Consider the following 20302-nt stretch of genomic DNA (forward strand, 5'->3'; position numbering starts at 1 on the left):
AACCTGCAACCTGCTGCTGCTCGACGAGATCTCGGAGGGCCTTGCGCCCGTGATCGTGCAAGCGCTGGCGCGCATGATCCTGATGCTCAAGAAAAAGGGCTACACGGTGGTGATGGTGGAGCAGAACTTCCGCTTTGCCGCGCCGCTGGCCGACCGCTTTTATGTGATGGAACACGGCACGATCGTCGAGCGCTTCGCGGCTGCGGAGTTGCAGGCCAGGATGCCGGTGCTGAACGCGTTGCTGGGGGTATGAGGACCGCTCTATGACGATACTGAATTTTCCCCTTTCCGCCTTGCTGTCCCAACTGCTGCTGGGGCTGGTCAACGGTGCTTTCTACGCGATGCTGAGCCTTGGCCTTGCGGTCATCTTCGGGCTGCTCAACGTCATCAACTTCGCCCACGGGGCGCTGTTCATGCTTGGCGCGGTGCTGGCCTGGATAGGCATGAGCTATCTCGGGCTCGGCTACTGGGCGATGCTGGTGCTGTCGCCGCTGGCGGTGGCCCTGATCGGCATCGTGATCGAGCGCACCCTGTTGCGCTGGATCTACAAGCTCGACCCTATCTACGGCCTGCTGCTGACGCTGGGCATCACGCTGGTGATCGAGGGCATCTTGCGCTCGGTGTACGGCGTGTCGGGGCTGCCGTACCCGGCGCCCGAGGCGCTGGGCGGCGCTACCAACCTGGGCTTCATGCTGTTGCCGAACTACCGCGCCTGGGTGGTGGTGGCGTCGCTGACGGTGTGCTTCTCGACCTGGTACCTGATCGAGAAGACCAAGCTGGGCGCCTACCTGCGCGCCGGCACTGAGAACCCCAAGATGGTCGAGGCATTCGGCGTCAACGTGCCGCTGATGGTGACGCTGACGTATGGCTTTGGCGTGGCGCTGGCGGCGTTTGCCGGCGTGCTGGCGGCGCCGGTGATCCAGGTCTCGCCGCTGATGGGGCAGAACCTGATCATCATCGTGTTCGCGGTGGTGGTGATCGGCGGGATGGGATCGATCATGGGCGCGATCCTGACCGGCCTCGGCCTGGGCGTGATCGAGGGCCTGACCAAGATGTTCTACCCAGAGGCCTCGGCCACGGTGGTGTTCCTCATCATGGCAATCGTGTTGATGTTGCGCCCGTCGGGGCTGTTTGGAAGGAGTCAATGATGGGAACGATGGGAGTGATGGGAACGATGGGAACGATGGGCCGGTCAGCCAGGAATGCGTGGTACGGATTGCTGCTGGCAGCGCTGGTGCTGGCCCCGATGGCCGGGGCGTATCCGGTGTTCGTGCTCAAGGTGCTGTGCTTTGCGCTGTTTGCGTGCGCCTTCAACCTGCTGGTCGGCTATACCGGGCTGCTGTCGTTCGGTCATGCGGCCTTCTTCGGCGGCGCTGGCTATGCAGCGGGCCATGCCATGAAAGTGTGGGGCGTCACGCCGGAAGCGGGCATGGTGCTGGGGACGCTGGCCGGCGGCCTGACCGGCTATGTGGTGGGATCGCTGGCGATCCGGCGCCAGGGCATCTATTTCTCGATGATCACGCTGGCGCTGGCGCAGATGCTGTTTTTTGTCTGCCTGCAGGCGCCTGCCACGGGCGGCGAGGATGGCCTGCAGGCGATTCCGCGCGGCAAGCTGTTCGGCATGCTGCCGCTGGCCGACGACCTGACACTGTACTACGTGGCGCTGGTGGTCATCGTGGCCGCGTTCGCGCTGATCGTGCGCACGGTGCATTCCCCGTTTGGCCAGATCTTGAAGGCAATCAAGGAGAACGAGCCGCGCACCATCTCGCTAGGCTACGACACCGACCGCTACAAACTCATGGCGTTCGTGCTGTCCGCCGCGCTGTCGGGGCTGGCCGGGTCGATCAAGGCGCTGGTGCTGGGCTTTGCCACGCTCACCGACGTGCACTGGTCGATGTCCGGCGCGGTGATCCTGATGACGCTGGTGGGTGGGTTGGGCACGCTATCCGGCCCGCTGGCCGGCGCCTTCGTGGTGGTGGCGCTGGAGACCAGGCTGGGCGCAGTCGGCAATTTCCTGGCGTCCGTCACGGGCATTGCGTGGTTCGACCCACTGGGCGAGTCGGTAACCATGGTGACGGGCGTCATCTTTATCGCCTGTGTCCTGCTGTTCCGCCGGGGCCTTGTAGGGCAGCTTGAACTGCTGATGGGTAGCCAGGCGTTCAGCCGAAGGCTGCCCGTGCCCCGCCCAGCCCCTAGCCTGAAGCCCGACTAGCAACGCGCCACCCCCTCGCTTACAGCTCCTCACAGCCCTTCAGAGTCCCTTGGGCAGCAACGCCGCCAGCGATTCCCGCATGGCCCGCGCAATCAGTTGCTGCCGCTCGCGTGGCATGCGGGCCAGCGTGGAGGCCACGCTGATGCCCGCCACCGGTTCGCTGTCCGTGCTGTGCACCGCCATGCCCACGGCCAGCACGCCGCTGGTGGCGTGATTGCCGATCACGGACCAGCCGCGCTCGCGCGTGGCGCGCACCAGGATGGTCATGCGCTCGGGTGTCATGCCGCCATAGTGGCCCAGCGCCGCGGCATTGGCGGCGATGCATTGCGCCACGTCATCTTGCGGCAGCGCCGCCAGCAGGGCCAGCCCGGCGGCGCCGACGCCCAGCGGCTGGCGCGTACCGACCTGGATCACGAGGATCTGCACCGGATGCGTCCCGACATGGCGCGCGATGCAGTGCGAGATCGCGCCTTCGCGCACGACGGCGAACGCGGCATCCCCGCAAGCGGCACTCACGCGCGCCAGCACTGGCTGTAGCCGCGCCGCCAGGCCATCGGTGGCGTGCGGCTGCGCAAGCGCCGACAGGCGCGGCCCCGCCACGTAGCGAAAGCGCCCGCGCTGCGCCACATAGCCGCTTTCCATCAAGGTAGCCAGCAGCCGGTAGACCGTGGCGCGCTCCAGCGCCGCGATGCGGCACAGGTCGACCACGCGCAGGCCTTCGCGGCCGCTGGCCAGCACCGCATCCAGCAATTGCAAGCCGCGCCGCAGCGTGCGGCTGCCGCCGTCTTCGGTGGGCTGCGCAGCATCGGCAGCGTCGGCAAGGGGGCTGAGGGTTGCCTTGCCTTTGGCGGAAACGTCCGGCAGGCGGACGTTTTGATTGGCGGAGCGGGCAGGCATGAGGAAGAATTTCTCGGTCGATGGAAACCACCCGCAGTATGCCGCAGCGCGGCCAGAAGGGGGCCAGCGACGGCATTGCACTGCCAAAACAGGAGACAAACCATGACCTTGCATCATGCACCGCGCCGGCGCCTGCTGGCGTTCGCGGCGGCCCTTGGCCTGGCGGGCGGCCTCGCGCTGCCGCTTCATGCCCAGCCTGCCGCCTGGCCCACCAAGCCCATCAAGCTCGTGGTCGGCTACGCCGCCGGCGGCGCCACGGACGTGATCGCGCGCATCATCGCGCTCAAGCTGGGCGAGCAGCTGGGCCAGCCGATGGTGGTGGACAACCGTGCGGGCGCCAACAGTAACGTGGGCGCCGAAGTGGTGGCCAAGTCCGTGCCCGATGGCTACACGCTCTACGTCTACACCATCGCCAACACCATCAACGCGTCGCTGTACGACAAGCTTGGCTACGACCCGCAAAAGGACTTCGAGCCCATCGGGCTGATCGCCAGGATTCCCAACATCCTGGTGGTGAACCCCAAGCTGCCGGTGAAAACCCTGGCCGACTACATCCGCTTTGCCAAGGCGTCGCAGGACGGCATCACCTTTGCCTCGTCGGGCAGCGGCTCGTCCATCCACCTGTCGGGCGAGATGTTCAAGATGCAGGCCCGGCTGAACATGCTGCACATCCCGTATCGGGGCAGCGCGCCTGCGGTGACCGACCTGCTGGGCGGGCAGGTCCAATCGATGTTCGACAACACGCCTTCGGCGCTGCCGCACGTGAAGGCGGGGCGGCTGCGCGCCATTGCCATCACCAGCGCCCAGCGCTCGCCGCTGCTGCCCGAGGTGCCGACCGTTGCCGAGTCGGGCTTTCCCGGCTTTGACGTGCAATCGTGGTTCAGCCTGGCCGCGCCCGCCGGCACGCCGCGGCCGGTGATCGAGCGCCTGAACTCGGCCCTCAACAAGGTGCTGGCCGCGCCCGACGTGCGCCAGCGCTTGCAGGATCTGGCGGCCACCCCCGAGCCCGGCTCGCCAGAGCCATTGCGCCGCCTGATCGCGGCGGAAACCAAGCGCTGGCACGACGTGGTGAAACAGTCCGGCGCCAAGGCCGAATAAGAAACAAGGAGCGTTGCCTACCATGTACCCGATCGATTTCTTCTGGCGCGCCGCGGCGCGCTGGCCCGGCAACATTGCGATCGACGCCCCCGAAGGCGCGATCCGCTACGACGCGCTGGCCGCCCAGGTGGCCGCCCTGGCCACGGCGCTCAATGCGCTCGACAACACCCTGCAGAGCCGCGTGGGCATTTGCGCGAAGAACAGCGCCGAGCACATCGTCGCGCTCTTGGCGGTGCTGGCCTGCGGCAAGGTCTGGGTGCCGCTGAACCCCAAGAGCACCCGGCCGGAGATCCGCCGCATCATCGACGCCACCGAGCCCTCCATCCTGGTGCTCGATACGGCCTGCGCCGGCCTGCTGGAGGGCGCGGCCGGCGCGCGCATCTATAGTGGCTTGCCGCCGCCCGGGGAGAGCTCGGTGGCCGCGTTGATCGCGCAGCATGCCGGCGCATTGCGCCCGGCTTTTGCGCTGCCGGAGGATGCCACGCAGGCGATCAAGTTCACCGGCGGCACCACCGGCTTGCCCAAGGGCGTGATGCAGCCGTACCGCGCCTGGATGACCAACGTCTCCAACCAGATCCAGGCCTGGGGCTTTGATGAGCACGAGCGCTACATCGTGGCCGCGCCGATCACGCATGGCACATCGACCTACCTGTTGCCCATCCTGGCGCAGGGCGGCTGCCACGTGGTGCTGGCCGAGGCCGGCGCCGAGGCGGTGCGCACGGCGTTTCGCGAGCGCGGCGGCACAGTGTGCTTCATGCCGCCAACGCTGGTCTACATGCTGATGGCGCTGCCCGGCGCCTCGCGCGCGGACTTCCCCTGCCTGCGCCGCCTGATCTACGGCGGCGCGCCGATGCCGCCCGAGAAGATCCGCGAGGTGCGCGCTTTTTTCGGCCCCGTGCTGGGCACCACCTACGGGCAGACCGAGGCGCCGCAGAGCCTGACCGTGATGCGTCCCGCGGATCTCGAGGACGAGCGCAACTGGGCCGCCGTGGGCCTGCCCACCTGGTTCAGCGACGTGGCCATCATGGCCCCGGACGGCCGCCTGCTGCCCCCGGGCGAGGTCGGCGAGGTGGTGGCGCGCGGCGACCTGGTGATGAGCGGCTACTGGCGCCTGCCGGAGAAATCCGCCGAGACGCTGGTGGACGGCTGGCTGCACACGGGCGACCGCGGCCTGATCGATGAACGCGGCTACCTGTACCTCAAGGACCGGCTCAAGGACATGGTCATCACCGGCGGCTTCAACGTCTATCCGGTGGATGTGGAGAACGCGCTGGGCCAGCACCCGGCGGTGCACGAATGCACGGTGTTCGGCGTGCCCGACGAAAAATGGGGCGAGGCGGTGCAGGCCGCCGTGCAACTGCGCCCCGGCCAGCATGCGACCGAAGGCGAGCTGATTGCCTTTGTGCGCGAGCGCCTGGGCCCCGTGCAAACGCCCAAGCGTGTCCACTTCCATGCCAGCCTGCCGCGCTCCGCGGTGGGCAAGGTGCTCAAGACCGCCGTGCGCGAACGCGCCATCGCCCCCGAAGCCCCTTCGGTCCCATCGGCCCCGACCCCTGCCAACGAATCCACAGCGAACCCATCATGACTTCCTCCGCTTCCTCCAAGCCCGTCACCCGCCTTTGCACCCACACCCTCACCAGCCTGCATTACCGCGACGCGGACCTGGTCGAGGACCTGATGGGCAAGAAGACCTTCACCGAGGTCATGCTCATGCAGATCCTGGGCCGCGCGCCGCGCCCGGTGGACCTGCGCATCACCGACGTGGTGCTGATCGTGCTGATGGAGCACGGCCTCACGCCCAGCGCCATCGCCACGCGGCTGATCTACATGAGCGCGCCCGAGAACCTGCAGGGCGCCGTATCCGCCGGCCTGCTGGCCGTGGGCAGCTCCTTCGTGGGCACCATGGAGAACTGCGCGCAGCTGCTCGACCGCATCGGCGCGGCCGCCGATCCCGATGCCGAGGCCATGGAGATCGCGCGCCACTACAAGTCCATCAAGAGCCATGTGCCCGGCTTTGGCCACCACCTGCACAAGCCGGTGGACCCGCGCGCCTACAAGCTGCTGGAAATGGGCCGCGCCGAGCCCGACCTGGCCGGGGACAAGATCCGCGCGCTGGAGCGCCTGTCCAGCGCGGTGGATGTCGTGGCCGGCCGGCCCATCACCATCAACGCCACCGGCGCCGTGGCCGCCTTGCTGGGTGAGCTGGGCGTACCCACGGCCGTGATGCGCGGCTTTGCCGTGATCTCGCGCGCGGCCGGGCTGGTGGCGCATATCGTGGAGGAGCAGCAAAGCCCCTCGGGCCGCTTTATCTGGGACACCATCGAGCACGCGATTCCTTACGTGGGCGAAGGCGGGCACCAGCCGGGGGAGGGCGCGTGACATGACGAATCTATCGAACGCAGGCGACAGCGCGGCGGCGGCACGCCCGCCCGCGTTGCCGCTCGATCTTTCGGGGCGCACGGTTTTTGTCGCCGGCGCGGGCTCCGCGGGGCCGGGCTGGAGCATCGGCCGCGCTGCCAGCGTGACCTACGCGCGCCTGGGCGCGCAGGTCTGCGTGGTGGACCGCGACGCGGCCTCGGCCGAGGAAACCACGGCGCTGATCCGGGCCGAAGGCGGCATCGCCGAGACCTTCACGGGCGATGTGTCCGTGGAGGCCGAAGTGGTGCGGCTCTTTGCCGCGGCGCGCGAGCGCTTCGGCATGGTGGACGTGCTGCATCACAACGTGGGCATTGGCAAGACCGGTGGCCCGCTGGAAACCACCGCGGACGACCTGGACCGCATCCACGCCGTCAACGTGCGCAGCCTGCTGCTGGCCAGCCAGCAGGTGCTGCCCGACATGGTGGCGCGCGGGCGCGGCGCCATCATCGCCATCTCGTCGGTGGCCGGCATGCGCTACGTGGGCTATCCGCATCTGGCCTACAGCGTGACCAAGGCCGCCGTGACCCAGTTCACGCGCATGCTGGCGCAACAATATGCGCCACATGGCGTGCGTGCCAACACCGTGGTGCCGGGGCTGATCGACACGCCGCGCATCGCTACCACGGTGGCGAAGATGTTCTCCGGCACCAGCCTGGACGAGGCGCGCCGTGCGCGCGCCGCGCAAGTGCCGATGGGCTGCATGGGCAGCGCATGGGACGTGGCCCACGCCTGCGCCTTCCTCGCCTCCGATGCGGCGGCCTATGTCACCGGCACGGAGCTCGTGGTGGATGGCGGCATCACCGGGAAATTCGTGTGACACGCAATCCGTCGCCCCATGTGCAGTAGTTGCTTAAAAGAAAGGATGGCCGGCTAGCCATTATTCGCGCAACGCCATTGCGCGAGGGTCTAAAGAGCCACTCAACCTTGCCGATATGTATTCATCGGCATGGAGAATGCCGGCATCCCTTGCCGGCACGAGCCGATGTCTTCCTCCCGAAGCCGACGCTCGATCGGTTGCCACGACAAGCGAAGATCAGGCATCCGCGCAGGCGGTATTGCCACGCACCCGCCTGCCGGTCTCTCGCTTGCCTATCCGGGATGGCTCTGGCCGATGACCTCTTGCATTCCTCCTTTCTTTTTCCAGGACGACGGACAAACATGCGTTTCAGTGACATGAAAATATCGACCCGCCTTACTGCCGGATTCGGCATTCTGGTTCTGTTGATCGCCTTCATGGGCGGCACATCGATCATCAAGATTCATATGGTAGAAGATGCATTGCACATCGTCTTGAGCGATCACTACAGGAAAATCGCCGAACTTAATGAGATCAAGGGAAACCTGAACCAGGTCGCGCGCTCGCTGCGCAATATGGTGATCATGACGGTGGCGGCGGATATCGAGAAGGAACGTGGAGAGACAGCCGCCACGCAAAAGACCATTGCCGCCCAATGGGCCCGGCTAGAGACCAAGATCAGCTCTGACAAGGGTCGGGCCGAGCTGGCCAAGGTGAAAGAGGCGCGCGGTGCGTACGGTGCCCTGCAGGACAAGTTCTTTGGGCTGGTGGCGGCAGGCAATGCCGACGAGGCCAGGAACATGCTGCTGGGCGAGTTGCGTCCGGCCCAACTGGCCTATTTCGCCGCCGTGGAAGGCCTGATCCAGCATCAGGACAAACGCATGGAAACGTCCACCAGCGAGGCCATCGACGCCGTCGAGCGCATGAAGGCCACGATCTGGGCTTCGGGTGCCGTCGCGCTGCTGGTCGCCGTTTGCATGGCCACATGGATCATCCGCGCCATCACCCGGCCAATCAATCAGGCCGTGCGGGTATCGGCGGCCGTGGCCGCGGGCGACCTGAGTCTGCAGTTCGATGCCAGCGGCAACAATGAAACCGCCAGGCTGATGCGCGCGCTGAAGGACATGCAGGCTAACCTGGTGCGCGTGATCGCCAACGTGCGCGAGAACGCCGAGGGCGTTGCCAGCGCAAGCCAGCAGATTGCCGATGGCAACCGCGACCTGTCCGGCCGTACCGAGGAGCAGGCCAGCGCGCTTGAGCAGACCGCGGCCTCGATGGAGGAGCTCAGCTCCACGGTCAGGCAGAACGCCGACAACGCGCTGCAGGCCAATCAGTTCGCCATTGGCGCCACCACGGTGGCGCGTAAAGGCGGCGACGTGGTCGGGCAGGTGGTGGGCACCATGAAGGACATCAACGACAGCTCGCGCAAGATCGCCGACATCATCGGCGTGATCGACAGCATCGCGTTCCAGACCAACATCCTGGCGCTGAACGCCGCCGTGGAGGCCGCGCGCGCCGGTGAGCAGGGGCGTGGCTTTGCCGTGGTGGCGGGTGAGGTGCGAAACCTCGCGCAGCGCAGCGCCGAGGCGGCCAAGGAGATCAAGACGCTGATCACCGCCAGCGTGGAGCGCGTGGAGCAGGGCACGGCCATGGTGGATCATGCCGGCGCCACCATGACGGAGATTGTCGCGGCGATCAAGCGCGTGACCGACATCATGGGCGAGATCAGCGCAGCCAGCACGGAGCAGAGCGCGGGCGTGGCGCAGATCGAAACCGCCATGAGCCAGATGGACCAGGCCACCCAGCAGAACGCCGCGCTGGTGGAGGAAAGCTCGGCGGCGGCGGAAAGCCTGCATGCGCGGGCACGGCAACTGGTGCAGGCGGTGGCCGTGTTCAAGCTCCATCCGGAGCGTGGAGGGCATGGTGCGCCATCCGGCCTGACCGGGGCTTGAATGGGGCCTGAGCGGGGCCTGGCTGGCCAAGGACCAGTAAAATAGCCGGCCAGGGTGGGTTTTCAAAGGCGGCAGGTGGCACAACGACAACAGGGTTTTCTTCTGACTCGGCACTGGCGGGATACGGCCGCCGGGACAGAAGTCGAGTTCTGGCTGGCGACTGACAGTGGCCCCCGGCATATCCGCCTGGCGCATCAGCCCTCGGTGGCATTTATCCCGGCTGAGCAGCGCGAGACCGCCGAGGCGATCTTGCGCAGCGAGCGCAATGTGGCGTTGCGCGAACTCCCGCTCGCGGATTTCCATCGCCGCCCGGTGCTGGGCCTGTACTGCCAGCACTACCGCCAGCTCACCAAGCTGGAAAAACTGCTGAAGGAAGCCGGCGTCAGCGTCTACGAGGCCGACATCCGCCCCCCGGAGCGCTACCTGATGGAGCGCTTCATCACCGCGCCCGTCTGGTTTGCCGGCGAGGCCAACGCGGCCCACGGCGGGGGCACCCTGCTCAACAGCCAGATGAAGCCAGGGCCAGCCTATCGGCCAACGCTGAAGCTGGTGTCGCTGGACATCGAGACCACTGCCCACGGCGACCTGTACTCGATCGCGCTGGAAGGCTGCGGCCAGCGCCAGGTGTATATGCTCGGCCCGCCCAACGGCGACGACAGCGCGGTCGACTTTGACCTGGAGTACTGCGCCAGCCATCCGCTGATGCTGCAAAAGCTGAACCAATGGCTAGCCCAGCATGATCCCGATGCCATCATCGGCTGGAACGTGGTGCAGTTCGACCTGCGCGTGCTGCAGAAGCATGCGGATCGCTATCAGGTCCCGCTGCTGTTTGGCCGGGGCGGCAATGTGCTGGAGTGGCGCGAGCACGGCTTCAAGGAGAACCATTTCTTTGCCTCCGCCGCCGGCCGCCTGATCATCGATGGTATCGAAGCGCTGCGGTCCGCTACCTGGAACTTCCCGTCCTTCAGCCTGGAGAACGTGGCGCAGACGCTGCTAGGCGAGGGCAAGTCCATCGACAACCCGTATCAGCGGATGGCGGAAATCGACCGCCGCTTTGCCGAAGACAAGCCCGCGCTGGCCCGCTACAACCTCAAGGACTGCGAGCTGGTGACCCGGATCTTTGCCAAGACCGAGTTGCTGACCTTCTTGCTGGAGCGGGCCGCCGTCACCGGCTTGCCCGCGGACCGCAGCGGCGGCAGCGTGGCCGCCTTCACGCACCTGTACATGCCGCTGATGCATCGCCAGGGCTATGTCGCCCCGAACCTGGGCGAGGTGCCGGAGGGTGCCAGCCCCGGCGGCTTTGTCATGGATTCGCAGCCCGGGCTGTACGATTCGGTGCTGGTGCTGGACTACAAGAGCCTGTACCCGTCCATCATCCGCACCTTCCTGATCGATCCGCTCGGGCTGGTGGAGGGGCTGCAGGATCCGTCCGACGAAAGCTCGGTGCCGGGATTTCGCGGCGCGCGCTTCTCGCGCACCCGGCATTGCCTGCCGGCCATCGTCAAGCAGATCTGGCAAGGCCGGGAAGCGGCCAAGCGCGAAGGCAACAAGCCCTTGTCGCAGGCCCTGAAGATCATCATGAATGCGTTCTACGGGGTGCTAGGGTCCGGCGTCTGCCGCTTTTTCGACCCACGCCTGGCGTCGTCGATCACCATGCGCGGGCACGAGATCATGCACCGCACGCGCGAGCTGATCGAGGCGCAGGGCTACCAGGTGATCTATGGCGATACCGATTCGACCTTTGTCTGGCTGAAGCAGCCGCATGCCGAGGAAGACGCCGACAGGATTGGCCGCATGCTTGTCCAGCAGGTGAACCAGTGGTGGCAGCAGCATCTGCAACAACAGTACGGCCTGGAGAGCGCGCTGGAGTTGCAGTACGAGACCCACTACCGCCGCTTCCTGATGCCCACCGTGCGCGGCGCCGAGCAGGGCAGCAAGAAGCGCTACGCAGGGCTGGTCGCCAAGGCGGACGGCAGTGAGGAGATGGTCTACAAGGGCCTGGAAACGGTACGCACCGACTGGACGCCGCTGGCCCAGCAGTTCCAGCAAGCGCTTTATCAACGCGTGTTCAAGAAGCAGCCGTACCGGGAATACGTGCAGGACTACGTCCGCCGCACCATGAGCGGCGAGTTCGACGCGCAACTGGTCTACCGCAAGCGCTTGCGCCGCACGCTCGAAGACTATCAGCGCAACGTGCCGCCGCACGTGCGCGCGGCACGCATCGCGGACGAGTTCAACCGCAAGGAAGGCCGTCCGCTGCAATACCAGAACGGCGGCTGGATCAGCTATGTGATGACGGTGGCCGGCCCCGAGCCGCTGGAAACCCGGCGCTCGCCCATCGACTACGACCACTATCTCACGCGCCAGCTGCAGCCGGTGGCCGACGCCATCCTGCCCTTCCTGGGCGATGCGTTCGAGACGCTGGTGACGGGTCAGAAGGCGTTGTTTTGACGGGGCCTCAGGCGTCGGGGTTTATCCAGCACCGAGTCAAGGTCCTCGAGCTTCAACGGGTGCAAGAATTGGCGTCGACGACATAGGCGGCATAGACGACTGAGCAGGCGCCGCTATCCCTGCGAGGAAACGATCGGGCATGCGCCTTCTATCGGATCTTGATGACAACCTTACCCTTTGCGCGTCCTGTTTTGACGTAAGCCACGGACGTTGGCTGCCGGCCGCCGGCTGTTGCGCCGGCGTATTGGCAGGGTGTTGCTATTTCTTGGATTCGTATGCCATCCGCACCGCCAGGCCTGTCAGAACGCTTCCCATCAGCCAGCGCTGCACCAATAGCCACTGCGGGCGTCCTGACAGGAAGGTAGATATCGATCCGGCCGTCACGATGATTAGTGCATTCACAGCGAGGCTGATCGAAATCTGAACGCTGCCGAGCGCCAGCGATTGGGTAAGAACACTGCCATGTCCTTCCGTAATAAATTGGGGAAGCAGAGACAGATACATGACGGCGATTTTTGGATTCGCCAGGTTGGTGATAAACCCCATGCTGAAGAGCTTTCTTGGGGTATCGACAGGCAGGTCGCGAACGGCAAACGCGGACCGTCCGCCCGGTTTGACTGCTTGCCAGGCAAGATATAGAAGGTACAAAGCGCCGCCAAGGCGAAGCGTGTCGTATGCGTAAGGTACCGCAAATACGAAAGCCGTAATTCCGAATGCCGCACAGAGCATGTAGAACACAAAGCCCAGAGCAACGCCGCCCAATGAAATGAGGCCCGCGCGTCTACCTTGGCAAATTGAGCGGGAAATTAGATAAATCATGTTCGGCCCCGGCGTTAAAACCATTCCCAACGCCACAAGAGCAAACATGAGCAACTGTGCAAAATCAGGCATAACCCATCTCCAAGGATAGTAGGTATGCCCAGGCGCGCGGCGGCTAGCAACCTCACGCTCCCCGATAGTGCCCTATCTGTATGCGCCAGTCACATGAGTGCAGAAATCATAGCACAGGAGAAAATGCTTTAGGCTACGGGAAGAATCATTGGCAACGCCGGGGACACGCTCCTTCAACTTGCGGATAGGTTTTGGCCCAGCCGTGCTGCTTCTATCGCGGCGATGTCGATCTTTTTCATGGTCATCATCGCGTCAAACGCGCGCCTGGCCACAGCAGGATCGGGGTCGGATATTGCCGCGGTGAGGGCGCGCGGGGTGATCTGCCATGACAAGCCCCAGCGGTCCTTGCACCAGCCGCATGCGCTTTCCTGGCCGCCRTTGCCGATGATTGCGTTCCACAAGCGGTCGGTTTCGGCCTGGTCGTCCGTCGCGATTTGAAAAGAGAATGCCTCGTTGTGCTTGAAATACGGGCCGCCGTTCAGCCCAAGGCAGGGGATGCCGACGACGGTGAACTCAACCGTCAGGACATCGCCCTGTTTGCCGCCAGGATAGTCGCCCGGTGCGCGGTGGACGGCGCCGACAGCGCTGTCGGGGAACGTCTGCGCATAGAAGTTTGCGGCGTCAACGGCGCCACCTTCGTACCACAGACAGATCGTGTTCTTGCTGGTCATTTCGCATCTCCTGACAAGTTGGCCACCTGCATCCACGCAGCAGCCGCAGCTACGTCGTGCGTGACTGATTTGTGTGGGCTGTGTGATATTCGAACGCGGCGACGATGCCGTCAATCATTGCTGTGATGCGCGCGGTATGCCGAAGGTCTTGATGCGTGACGAGCCAGATTTCGTAGACCGCCCCACGGGCGGGTTCCGGCCATATCTGCACGAGGCCGTCGTGTTCAGCCAGATGGATAGGAAGTTCACCGATGCCGAGGCCGGCCTTTACCGCGGTACGCAGCACGAGGCTGGAATTGAAGGTCGATACGATGCRCCCCGCGTGTATCGGTTCGCCAGCAAGCGTCGGCGATCGATTCCCGGTCCAGTTTGCCTGATAGACGACAAGATCGTGGCCCGCGAAGGCGGAGCCAGCGGCGGGTTTGCCGTGCTGCGCGAGATATGCATTCGATGCAAAGAGCGCCATGGGCCAGCGAGCCAGGCGCCGCGCGACAAGATCGGGATTTTCCGGCCTGACTGACCGGACCGCGATATCCGCTTCACGCTTTGCCAGATTTAGCATGCGCGTCGACGTGTCCAGCAGGACGCGCACTTCGGGATGTGCAGCATGCAGGCGTTCTATGGCAGGAAGCAGGAATTCGAGCGCAATCAAGTCGGTGCTGGTGACTCTTACGTCCCCCGCAAGCCGTGTATCCGTGCCTTGAGTTCGTCTGACGAGTTCGTGTGCGGCGTGTTCCATTTTCTCCGCCGATCTCAGCGCGGCCTCGCCTGCGGCGGTCAATGCGTAACCGTCAGAGGTGCGCAGGAAGAGCGTTGCACGTAGGGCGTGCTCTAGTGCCGCAATCCGTCTGCCGACCGTCGCCTGATCAAGGTTGAGCGTCCTGGCCGCGCCACGGAGCGTTTTTTCGCGCTCCACCGCGAGAAACACTCGCGCGTCATCCCAGTCCATCGTGCCGCCCTCCTGATGCAAATTTGCATCTGTCAGATTGAATAATGCTGCACATATTCATCAGCGTCGAGGCCTAGACTGAACGCAAGAGTTCCTCGTTCAATGATCCGCCCGGATCCATCGAGCCTCATCTATAGAAAGAGTGATATCCATGTCTGCTTCCGCTTATCGCGTGCCGTCGTCCATGACGGCCATTGAGATCAAACAGCCAGGCGGTCCTGAGGTCCTGGTGCCGACGATGCGCGCGGTGCCGATCCCGGCCACCGATCAGGTTCTGATCCGCATCCACGCAGCTGCCGTGAACGGTCCAGACGTCTTCCAGCGAAAAGGGCTGTATGATCCGCCCCCCGGCGCTTCGGACATTCCAGGGCTGGAAGTGGCAGGTCAAGTAGTTGCCGTGGGCTCCGACGTGTCCCAATTCCGGATCGGCGAGCTGGTGTGTGCATTGATTCCCGGTGGTGGCTACGCAGAATATGCAGTCGCGCATGCATGCAACACGATGCATATCCCCAAAGGCCTGACGTTGGTGGAAGCGGGGGCCATGCCCGAAACGTTGATGACGGTATGGCTGAACCTGTTCCAGCGCGGCAAGCTGGTTGCCGGCGAATCGGTGTTGATCCATGGCGGCGCGTCAGGTATCGGTACCACGGCGACCATGCTGGCGAAGGCATTCGGTGCTGCGAAAATCATCACGACGGTTGGCTCGCAAGCGCACCGGGAGGCCAGCCTGGCGCTAGGCGCGGACCTCGCGATAGATTACCGCGAGGACGATTTCGTCGCCGAGGCGAAGCGGTTTACCGATGGAAGAGGTGTCGACGTGATCCTCGACATCATTGCCGGCGACTACGTGGCTAGAAACTATGACGCCGCGGCCATGGACGGACGGATCCTCCAGGTGGGCGTGATCAAGGGGCCGGCGAAGGATCTCAACATCGTGCCGATGCTGACGAAACGTCTGACGCATATGGGCTCGACATTGCGATCGCGCACATCCGCGGACAAGGCGGCCATCATCAATGAACTCGAGCGGCAGGTCTGGCCGCACATCGGGAGCGGCGAGATCAAGCCGGTTGTCTACAAGACCTTTGCGCTTGCCGACGCTCGCGGCGCTCACGAACTGATCGATTCCGGCACACACTTTGGAAAGATCGTCCTTACGACAGGTGCCGATCTCATTGGCTGAAGCCTGGCTTGCCGCGAAAGCGGCAAGCGTCTTGCCGGACTCGTGATGGACGTGAGGAAAAAGCGTTATTTTAAAGGTCACGGACGTCGCACGATCTGCTCGGCGATCGGCCAAAGCCGGTTCGAGAACGCACGGAGGTGGATCGCGCCACTTGCAAGCGCTAGCGCCTGTTCATCGCAAATCGTCGAAGTCTCCTGGCGCCAGCGTGAGGGCTGCGGCGCGCACGTTTTCCTCGAGGTGATCGATGGATCGAGTGCCGGGGATGGGCAGCATGACAGGCGACTTCGCGAGCAGCCATGCAATAGACAGGGCTGCATGCGTGAGGCCGTGACGCGTGGCGACCTGCTTCACCTTGAGCGCCCGCAGGCCGCGTTTGCCACCCAGCGGATTCCAGGGCAGAAAGGCAATGCCAAGACGCTCGCACGCGGCGAGCACGTCCTCGCTGCTTTGATCTCGCAGGTTGTAGGCGTTCTGCACCGACACGATGGGCGTGATGCTGCGCGCCAGATCGAGCTGCGCGACCGTTACGTTCGAGATGCCGATATGGCGGATCTTTCCTACGCGCTGCAACTCAGCCAGGGCTCCGACCGACTCGGCAAATGGCACGTTCGGATCAGGCGCATGGAGTTGATACAAATCGACGCGCTCCAGCCGCAAGCGCTGCAAGCTGCCTTCGACCGCGGCCCGCAAATGGTCGGGGCGGCCATCCCGAACCCAGGAACGGCGATCTGGCCGCACCAAGCCGCCTTTCGTGGCAATGACCAGGTCCGAAGGATAGGGATACAAGGCCTGCGAGATCAAAGACTCATTTGCCTGCGGGCCGTAACTATCCGCGGTGTCAATGAAATTCACACCAAGCTCGATGGCCCGATGCAGAACGCGATTGACGTGATCCCGATCCCTTGGTCTTCCCCAAGCCGAATCGCCACATAGACGCATTGCGCCGAAGCCCAATCGATTGACAGTCATGTCGCCCAGGGCAATCGTTCCGGCGAGCCCTGCACCGTTCTGTTCCAATGCCACCTCCATCTAGTCCGCGTCGTCAATCGAAGTGATTGGTCTGCGGCCGGTTGCGCTTTCGCGCTGCGCGGTCTTCAGCGCTGAACGGATCAAACTGCCGGCAGCCACCCCGAGGCGGGATGCCAGGCACCGAAGTCCGGTGACGTTCGACATCACGCCAGGCGGCTGGCCTCGATGCGCGGGAACACCCGCGCCAGCGTGACGCCACGCGCGGCCATGAACAGCAGCAGCGCCGCCCATAAGCCATCGTTGCCGAACGGGCCGGCCAGCGCAAGCGCCGCCACCATGAACGCCGCGAACGACAAGGCCATCGAGTGCATCAGGTCGCGCGTGCTGGTGGCGCCGATAAACACGCCATCAAGCAAGAAGCCCCACACGGAAACCAGCGGCAGGGCAACCGCCCACGGCAGGTAGCGCACCGCCGCGGCGTGGACTGTCCGCTGGTCGGTCAGGCAGGCGATGATCCACTCTCCGGCGCTGGCATACACCAGGGAGAAGCACAGCGCGCCCACCGCGCCCCAGATCATCGTGACCCGGACCGCGCGGCGGAAGGCGTGCCGGTCCCGGGTGCCGATGGCGGCGCCCACCAGTGCCTCGGCCGCATGCGCGAAGCCATCGAGCGCGTACGCCATGAAGGTCTGGAAGTTGAGCAGCAGGGCGTTGGCCGCCAGGATCACGTCGCCTTGCCGGGCGCCCGCATGGGCGAACCAGCCGAAGCTGGCCACCAGGCAGAGCGTGCGGATGAAGATGTCGCGGTTGAGGGCGACCAGCCGCTTCAGTTCGTGCGCGTCGGCGACCACCGCCCAGCGCAGGGGCGGCAAGCCGTGCGGGCGCAGCCGCCAGACCAGCGCGGCGCCCAGCACGAAGCCGCACGCATCGGCGGTGGCGGTGGCGGCGCCGATCCCCGCGATGCCCCAGTCGAACACATAAACGTAGAGCAGCACCGCGGCAATGTTCACCGCATTGATGAAGAGCTGGATGAGCAGGCCCAGCCGCACGCGCTGGCAGCCCAGCAGGTAGCCGAGCACCACGTAATTGCACAAGGCAAAAGGCGCCGCCCAGATCCGCGCATGGCTGTAGACCCGCGCGTGATGCTGGAGTGTGTCGCTGCCGCCGATCAGGCCCAGCGCGCCGTGGATCAAGGGCATCTGCACGGCCAGCACGCCGAGCCCGATGACGGTGGCCAGCATCAGGGCGCGTGCCAGCGTGGCGCGCAATGCCGCACCGTCCTGGGCGCCGTACGCTTGCGCGACGAGCCCGGTGGTACCCATGCGCAGGAACCCGAAGCCCCAGAACACAAAGCTGAAGAACAGGCCCCCGGCGGCTACGCCGCCCAGGTAGGCCGGGTCCGGCAGGTGGCCGGCAACGGCGGTATCGACCACACCCAGGATCGGCTGGGTCAGGTTGGCCAGGATGATCGGGAACGCCAGCGCCAGCACGCGGAGGTGCCAGTGCGAAGCGGGGAGGGCCGGCGGTGCGCTGGAAGCCCTGCCGTTGGCAGGTGACGCGGCTGAAGCGGATGAAGCGGCTGAGAGGGGACTATCGGCGTCTGGCACGTTGTGCAGCAAGGGCTGGGTGTTTGGGGTCGACCGACATTATGGTCGATCCACTGCCTTGCTGCCTCGCCGGTGAACAGGAACGATGCCGCTCACCTACGCCGTACTTGCCGGGGATCAGGCGTTCACGGTGCTTCTACGGCCGAAGCCTTATTGCTGGTTGGGTGCGACAATGCCGTAGCGCTCCATTTGACGGTAGACCGTGGCGCGCGCGATACCCAGGTCAACGGCAACCTGCGTAATACGCCACTTGTTACGCCGAAGGGCAGCCAGCAAGGCCTCGCGTTCGTTGCCGGGCAGCGGCGCCGCCTCCGGGCGCGCATCCGGCCGGCTTTCCTGCGTGCTCTCGAGGATCTCCGGCGGCAGCGCCTCAGTGTCGATCAATCCGTGGTCGCTCATGGCCAGCGCAAAGCGCAGCACATTGCGCAGCTGCCGGACATTGCCCTGCCAGGAATAGGCCCGCAGCAGGGCCAGCGCGGCGGGCGCCAGCACGGCCTGCATATCCAGCTGCCGGCCCTCTTCCTCGGCGATGCGCGCGATCAGGTAGTCCTTGTCGCGCCGCTCGCGCAGCGCCGGCAGGTGCAAGGTGGCTCCACACAGGCGGTAGTAGAGGTCTTCGCGGAAGCACTGCTCGGCGATCAACTGGCGCAGGTCGCGGTGCGAGGCGGCGATGACGCGCAGGTCCACCGGGACGGGTTTCTCCGCGCCCAGCGGCATCACCTCGCGCTCGGACAGCACGCGCAGCAGCCGGCTTTGCAGGTGCAGCGGCATGTCGCCGATCTCGTCGAGGAAGAGGGTGCCGCCGTCCGACTGCGCGATCAGGCCACGCATGCCTTTGCTGCGCGCACCGGTGAAGGTGCCCGGCGAGTAGCCGAACAGTTCGCTCTCGATCAGCGATTCGGGAATGGCCGCGCAGTTGACCGCGATGAAGGCTTTGCCGCGGCGCTCGCTGGCGGCGTGCAGCGCCTTGGCCAGGACTTCCTTGCCGGTGCCGGTCTCGCCATGCACCAGGATATTGAGCGGCTTGTTGGCAAGGCGCTTGGCCTGCAGGATCAGGCGCTGCATCTGCGGGTCGCCCGCGCCGAGTGCGTCCAGCGCGGCGCTGGCTTGCGCGCTCGGCAGCGCGGGCTGGGCGCCGGGCGAGCAGGGCCGGCCCGGTGCGCCGCGCGGGGCGATCGCGGTGGCGTAGTACAGGCCGTGGTCATGGGTGCGCACGGCGGTGCGTTCGGACGACATGCCGGCGCGCGCGATGCGCCAGAGCTCGCTCATGTCCTCGCGGAAGACTTCAGTCAGCAGGTGGCCGCGCACATCCTGGGGCTTGCCCCCGCAGTGCCCTTCGGCGGCGTCGGCCAGCCGCAGCCTGCGCCGGCCGCCGCTGTTGATGCCCCGGATGACGCCGTCAGCATCGAAGGCGACCATGATCTCGCTGTCCACGTCCACCAGCGACCAGGTCGAGCCCAGCCGCAGGATCCATTGGTCGCGGAAGTAGCGCAGGAAATTGGCATCCTCGATCATCTGCGCGTACATGGTGGTCATCTGCAGCGCCAGGTGCTGTCCCTCGCGCGGTGCCGGGGCGCTTAGCGCGGAGACGTCGAGCACGCCCAGGAAGCCACCGGTGGGATCGAACAGCGGTGCGCTGTTGCACGTGAGCGAGATGTGGGACACGTCGAAGTGGTCGGTCTGGTGGCAGGTCACCGGCGCCTGCTCGACGATGCAGGTGCCGACCGCGCAGGTGCCGGCACGGGGCTCGCTCCAGTCCGCGCCGAGGTAGAGCCCGGCGTGCTTGAGCTCCTGCTCCCAGTGGTCGTTGCCGATGAAGTCCACGGTCACGCCATGGGCGTCGGTGAGCAGCAGCACGCAGTCCAGGGCGGACACACGCTTGTAGAGCTGCTCCATGCCGGTACGCGCCACGCCGAGAAAGTCCTCGATCTGGTCCTTGTGTTCGCGCAGGCGCTGCGCTTCCACGATATAGGCGGGCACCGACCGGCTCGGATCGAGGCCATAGTCGTTGAAGCAGCGCAGCCAGGAGCGCTCGATGGTGCCGTCGGCCGCGCCGGGCTGCCGCGAAAAGGCGAGCAGGCGCTCGATATGTGCCCGGTGTGCTTGTTGCAGCACGGTTGTCTCCTTGGCCGGTTCATGTGGTGGGCTGGCCGGGGCGATCGGATCCCCGGCGCAGCGCTGGCTCTACGCTAATCGATTTGGCCGCCC

General features: G+C 65.4%; 16 protein-coding genes, 1 pseudogene and 1 riboswitch. Of the genes and pseudogenes, 10 read left to right on the forward strand and 7 right to left on the reverse strand.

Features of this window, described 5'->3' with window-relative positions:
• The 3 genes and pseudogenes from AC1DQR_RS05520 to AC1DQR_RS05530 form a co-directional block, all read left to right on the forward strand.
• Positions 1–253: pseudogene (locus AC1DQR_RS05520) on the forward strand (ABC transporter ATP-binding protein); the annotation flags it as partial.
• Positions 254–263: 10 nt separating this feature from the next.
• Positions 264–1148: a branched-chain amino acid ABC transporter permease gene (locus tag AC1DQR_RS05525; protein ID WP_416048344.1), complete on the forward strand. Its 885-nt coding sequence runs from the start codon at positions 264–266 to the stop codon at positions 1146–1148.
• A gap of 17 nt (positions 1149–1165) precedes the next feature.
• Positions 1166–2212: a branched-chain amino acid ABC transporter permease gene (locus AC1DQR_RS05530; protein WP_416048345.1), complete on the forward strand. Its 1047-nt coding sequence runs from the start codon at positions 1166–1168 to the stop codon at positions 2210–2212.
• A gap of 39 nt (positions 2213–2251) precedes the next feature.
• Here AC1DQR_RS05530 and AC1DQR_RS05535 read toward each other — a convergent pair whose 3' ends face one another.
• On the reverse strand, positions 2252–3109 hold the full coding sequence (locus AC1DQR_RS05535; protein ID WP_477132659.1) for an IclR family transcriptional regulator: 858 nt from the start codon (positions 3107–3109) through the stop codon (positions 2252–2254).
• A 102-nt stretch (positions 3110–3211) separates the two neighbouring features.
• Between AC1DQR_RS05535 and AC1DQR_RS05540 the strand changes: the two genes are divergently transcribed.
• The 6 genes from AC1DQR_RS05540 to AC1DQR_RS05565 all read left to right on the forward strand — a co-directional run bounded on the left by AC1DQR_RS05540 (position 3212) and on the right by AC1DQR_RS05565 (position 11824).
• Complete coding sequence (locus AC1DQR_RS05540; protein ID WP_416048347.1) at positions 3212–4207, forward strand: tripartite tricarboxylate transporter substrate binding protein; 996 nt, start codon at positions 3212–3214, stop codon at positions 4205–4207.
• Positions 4208–4229: 22 nt separating this feature from the next.
• Complete coding sequence (locus AC1DQR_RS05545; protein WP_477132660.1) at positions 4230–5792, forward strand: class I adenylate-forming enzyme family protein; 1563 nt, start codon at positions 4230–4232, stop codon at positions 5790–5792.
• Positions 5789–6586 (forward strand): citryl-CoA lyase, encoded by a 798-nt coding sequence (locus AC1DQR_RS05550; protein ID WP_477132661.1) that lies wholly within the window; start codon positions 5789–5791, stop codon positions 6584–6586. The genes AC1DQR_RS05545 and AC1DQR_RS05550 overlap by 4 nt, the downstream gene beginning before the upstream one ends.
• A 1-nt stretch (position 6587) precedes the next feature.
• Complete coding sequence (locus AC1DQR_RS05555) at positions 6588–7442, forward strand: SDR family NAD(P)-dependent oxidoreductase (protein WP_416048350.1); 855 nt, start codon at positions 6588–6590, stop codon at positions 7440–7442.
• Between the two features lie 356 nt (positions 7443–7798).
• The gene (locus tag AC1DQR_RS05560; RefSeq protein WP_477132662.1) at positions 7799–9373 is read left to right on the forward strand and encodes a methyl-accepting chemotaxis protein; all 1575 of its coding nucleotides are present in this window, start codon (positions 7799–7801) and stop codon (positions 9371–9373) included.
• Positions 9374–9448: 75 nt separating this feature from the next.
• Positions 9449–11824, forward strand: a complete 2376-nt coding sequence (locus tag AC1DQR_RS05565) for a DNA polymerase II (RefSeq protein ID WP_477132663.1) — start codon at positions 9449–9451, stop codon at positions 11822–11824.
• Positions 11825–12082: 258 nt separating this feature from the next.
• On the opposite strand, the gene AC1DQR_RS05570 is transcribed toward AC1DQR_RS05565, so the two are convergent.
• From AC1DQR_RS05570 to AC1DQR_RS05580, 3 genes are all read right to left on the reverse strand, one after another.
• Positions 12083–12715: a LysE family translocator gene (locus AC1DQR_RS05570; protein ID WP_183033541.1), complete on the reverse strand. Its 633-nt coding sequence runs from the start codon at positions 12713–12715 to the stop codon at positions 12083–12085.
• Between the two features lie 19 nt (positions 12716–12734).
• Positions 12735–12818: riboswitch (ZMP/ZTP riboswitch) on the reverse strand.
• A 70-nt stretch (positions 12819–12888) separates the two neighbouring features.
• Entirely contained in the window at positions 12889–13386 is a 498-nt protein-coding gene (locus AC1DQR_RS05575) for a VOC family protein (protein ID WP_477132664.1), read from the reverse strand.
• 49 nt (positions 13387–13435) lie between these two features.
• Positions 13436–14335, reverse strand: coding sequence for a LysR family transcriptional regulator (locus AC1DQR_RS05580; RefSeq protein WP_477132665.1), 900 nt, complete (start codon positions 14333–14335; stop codon positions 13436–13438).
• Positions 14336–14486: 151 nt separating this feature from the next.
• Between AC1DQR_RS05580 and AC1DQR_RS05585 the strand changes: the two genes are divergently transcribed.
• Positions 14487–15518, forward strand: a complete 1032-nt coding sequence (locus tag AC1DQR_RS05585) for an NAD(P)H-quinone oxidoreductase (protein WP_477132666.1) — start codon at positions 14487–14489, stop codon at positions 15516–15518.
• Positions 15519–15689: 171 nt separating this feature from the next.
• On the opposite strand, the gene AC1DQR_RS05590 is transcribed toward AC1DQR_RS05585, so the two are convergent.
• The 3 genes from AC1DQR_RS05590 to AC1DQR_RS05600 all read right to left on the reverse strand — a co-directional run bounded on the left by AC1DQR_RS05590 (position 15690) and on the right by AC1DQR_RS05600 (position 20209).
• The gene (locus AC1DQR_RS05590; protein WP_477132667.1) at positions 15690–16535 is read right to left on the reverse strand and encodes an aldo/keto reductase; all 846 of its coding nucleotides are present in this window, start codon (positions 16533–16535) and stop codon (positions 15690–15692) included.
• A gap of 155 nt (positions 16536–16690) precedes the next feature.
• Positions 16691–17977: an MATE family efflux transporter gene (locus tag AC1DQR_RS05595; protein WP_477132668.1), complete on the reverse strand. Its 1287-nt coding sequence runs from the start codon at positions 17975–17977 to the stop codon at positions 16691–16693.
• A gap of 267 nt (positions 17978–18244) precedes the next feature.
• Positions 18245–20209 carry a sigma-54-dependent Fis family transcriptional regulator gene (locus tag AC1DQR_RS05600; RefSeq protein WP_416048358.1) on the reverse strand — a complete coding sequence of 655 codons (1965 nt, stop codon included), beginning with the start codon at positions 20207–20209 and terminating at the stop codon, positions 18245–18247.
• Positions 20210–20302: the final 93 nt, after the last annotated feature.

The sequence above is a fragment of the Cupriavidus sp. 05L411 genome, assembly GCF_056398045.1.

Excerpts from the sequence above, each read along its gene's own strand:
- AC1DQR_RS05525 (WP_416048344.1), top strand. The coding sequence starts at position 264 with ATGACGATACTGAATTTTCCCCTTTCCGCCTTGCTGTCCCAACTGCTG.
- AC1DQR_RS05530 (WP_416048345.1), top strand. The coding sequence starts at position 1,166 with ATGGGAACGATGGGAACGATGGGCCGGTCAGCCAGGAATGCGTGGTAC.
- AC1DQR_RS05535 (WP_477132659.1), bottom strand. The coding sequence starts at position 3,109 with ATGCCTGCCCGCTCCGCCAATCAAAACGTCCGCCTGCCGGACGTTTCC.
- AC1DQR_RS05540 (WP_416048347.1), top strand. The coding sequence starts at position 3,212 with ATGACCTTGCATCATGCACCGCGCCGGCGCCTGCTGGCGTTCGCGGCG.
- AC1DQR_RS05545 (WP_477132660.1), top strand. The coding sequence starts at position 4,230 with ATGTACCCGATCGATTTCTTCTGGCGCGCCGCGGCGCGCTGGCCCGGC.
- AC1DQR_RS05550 (WP_477132661.1), top strand. The coding sequence starts at position 5,789 with ATGACTTCCTCCGCTTCCTCCAAGCCCGTCACCCGCCTTTGCACCCAC.
- AC1DQR_RS05555 (WP_416048350.1), top strand. The coding sequence starts at position 6,588 with ATGACGAATCTATCGAACGCAGGCGACAGCGCGGCGGCGGCACGCCCG.
- AC1DQR_RS05560 (WP_477132662.1), top strand. The coding sequence starts at position 7,799 with ATGAAAATATCGACCCGCCTTACTGCCGGATTCGGCATTCTGGTTCTG.
- AC1DQR_RS05570 (WP_183033541.1), bottom strand. The coding sequence starts at position 12,715 with ATGCCTGATTTTGCACAGTTGCTCATGTTTGCTCTTGTGGCGTTGGGA.
- AC1DQR_RS05585 (WP_477132666.1), top strand. The coding sequence starts at position 14,487 with ATGTCTGCTTCCGCTTATCGCGTGCCGTCGTCCATGACGGCCATTGAG.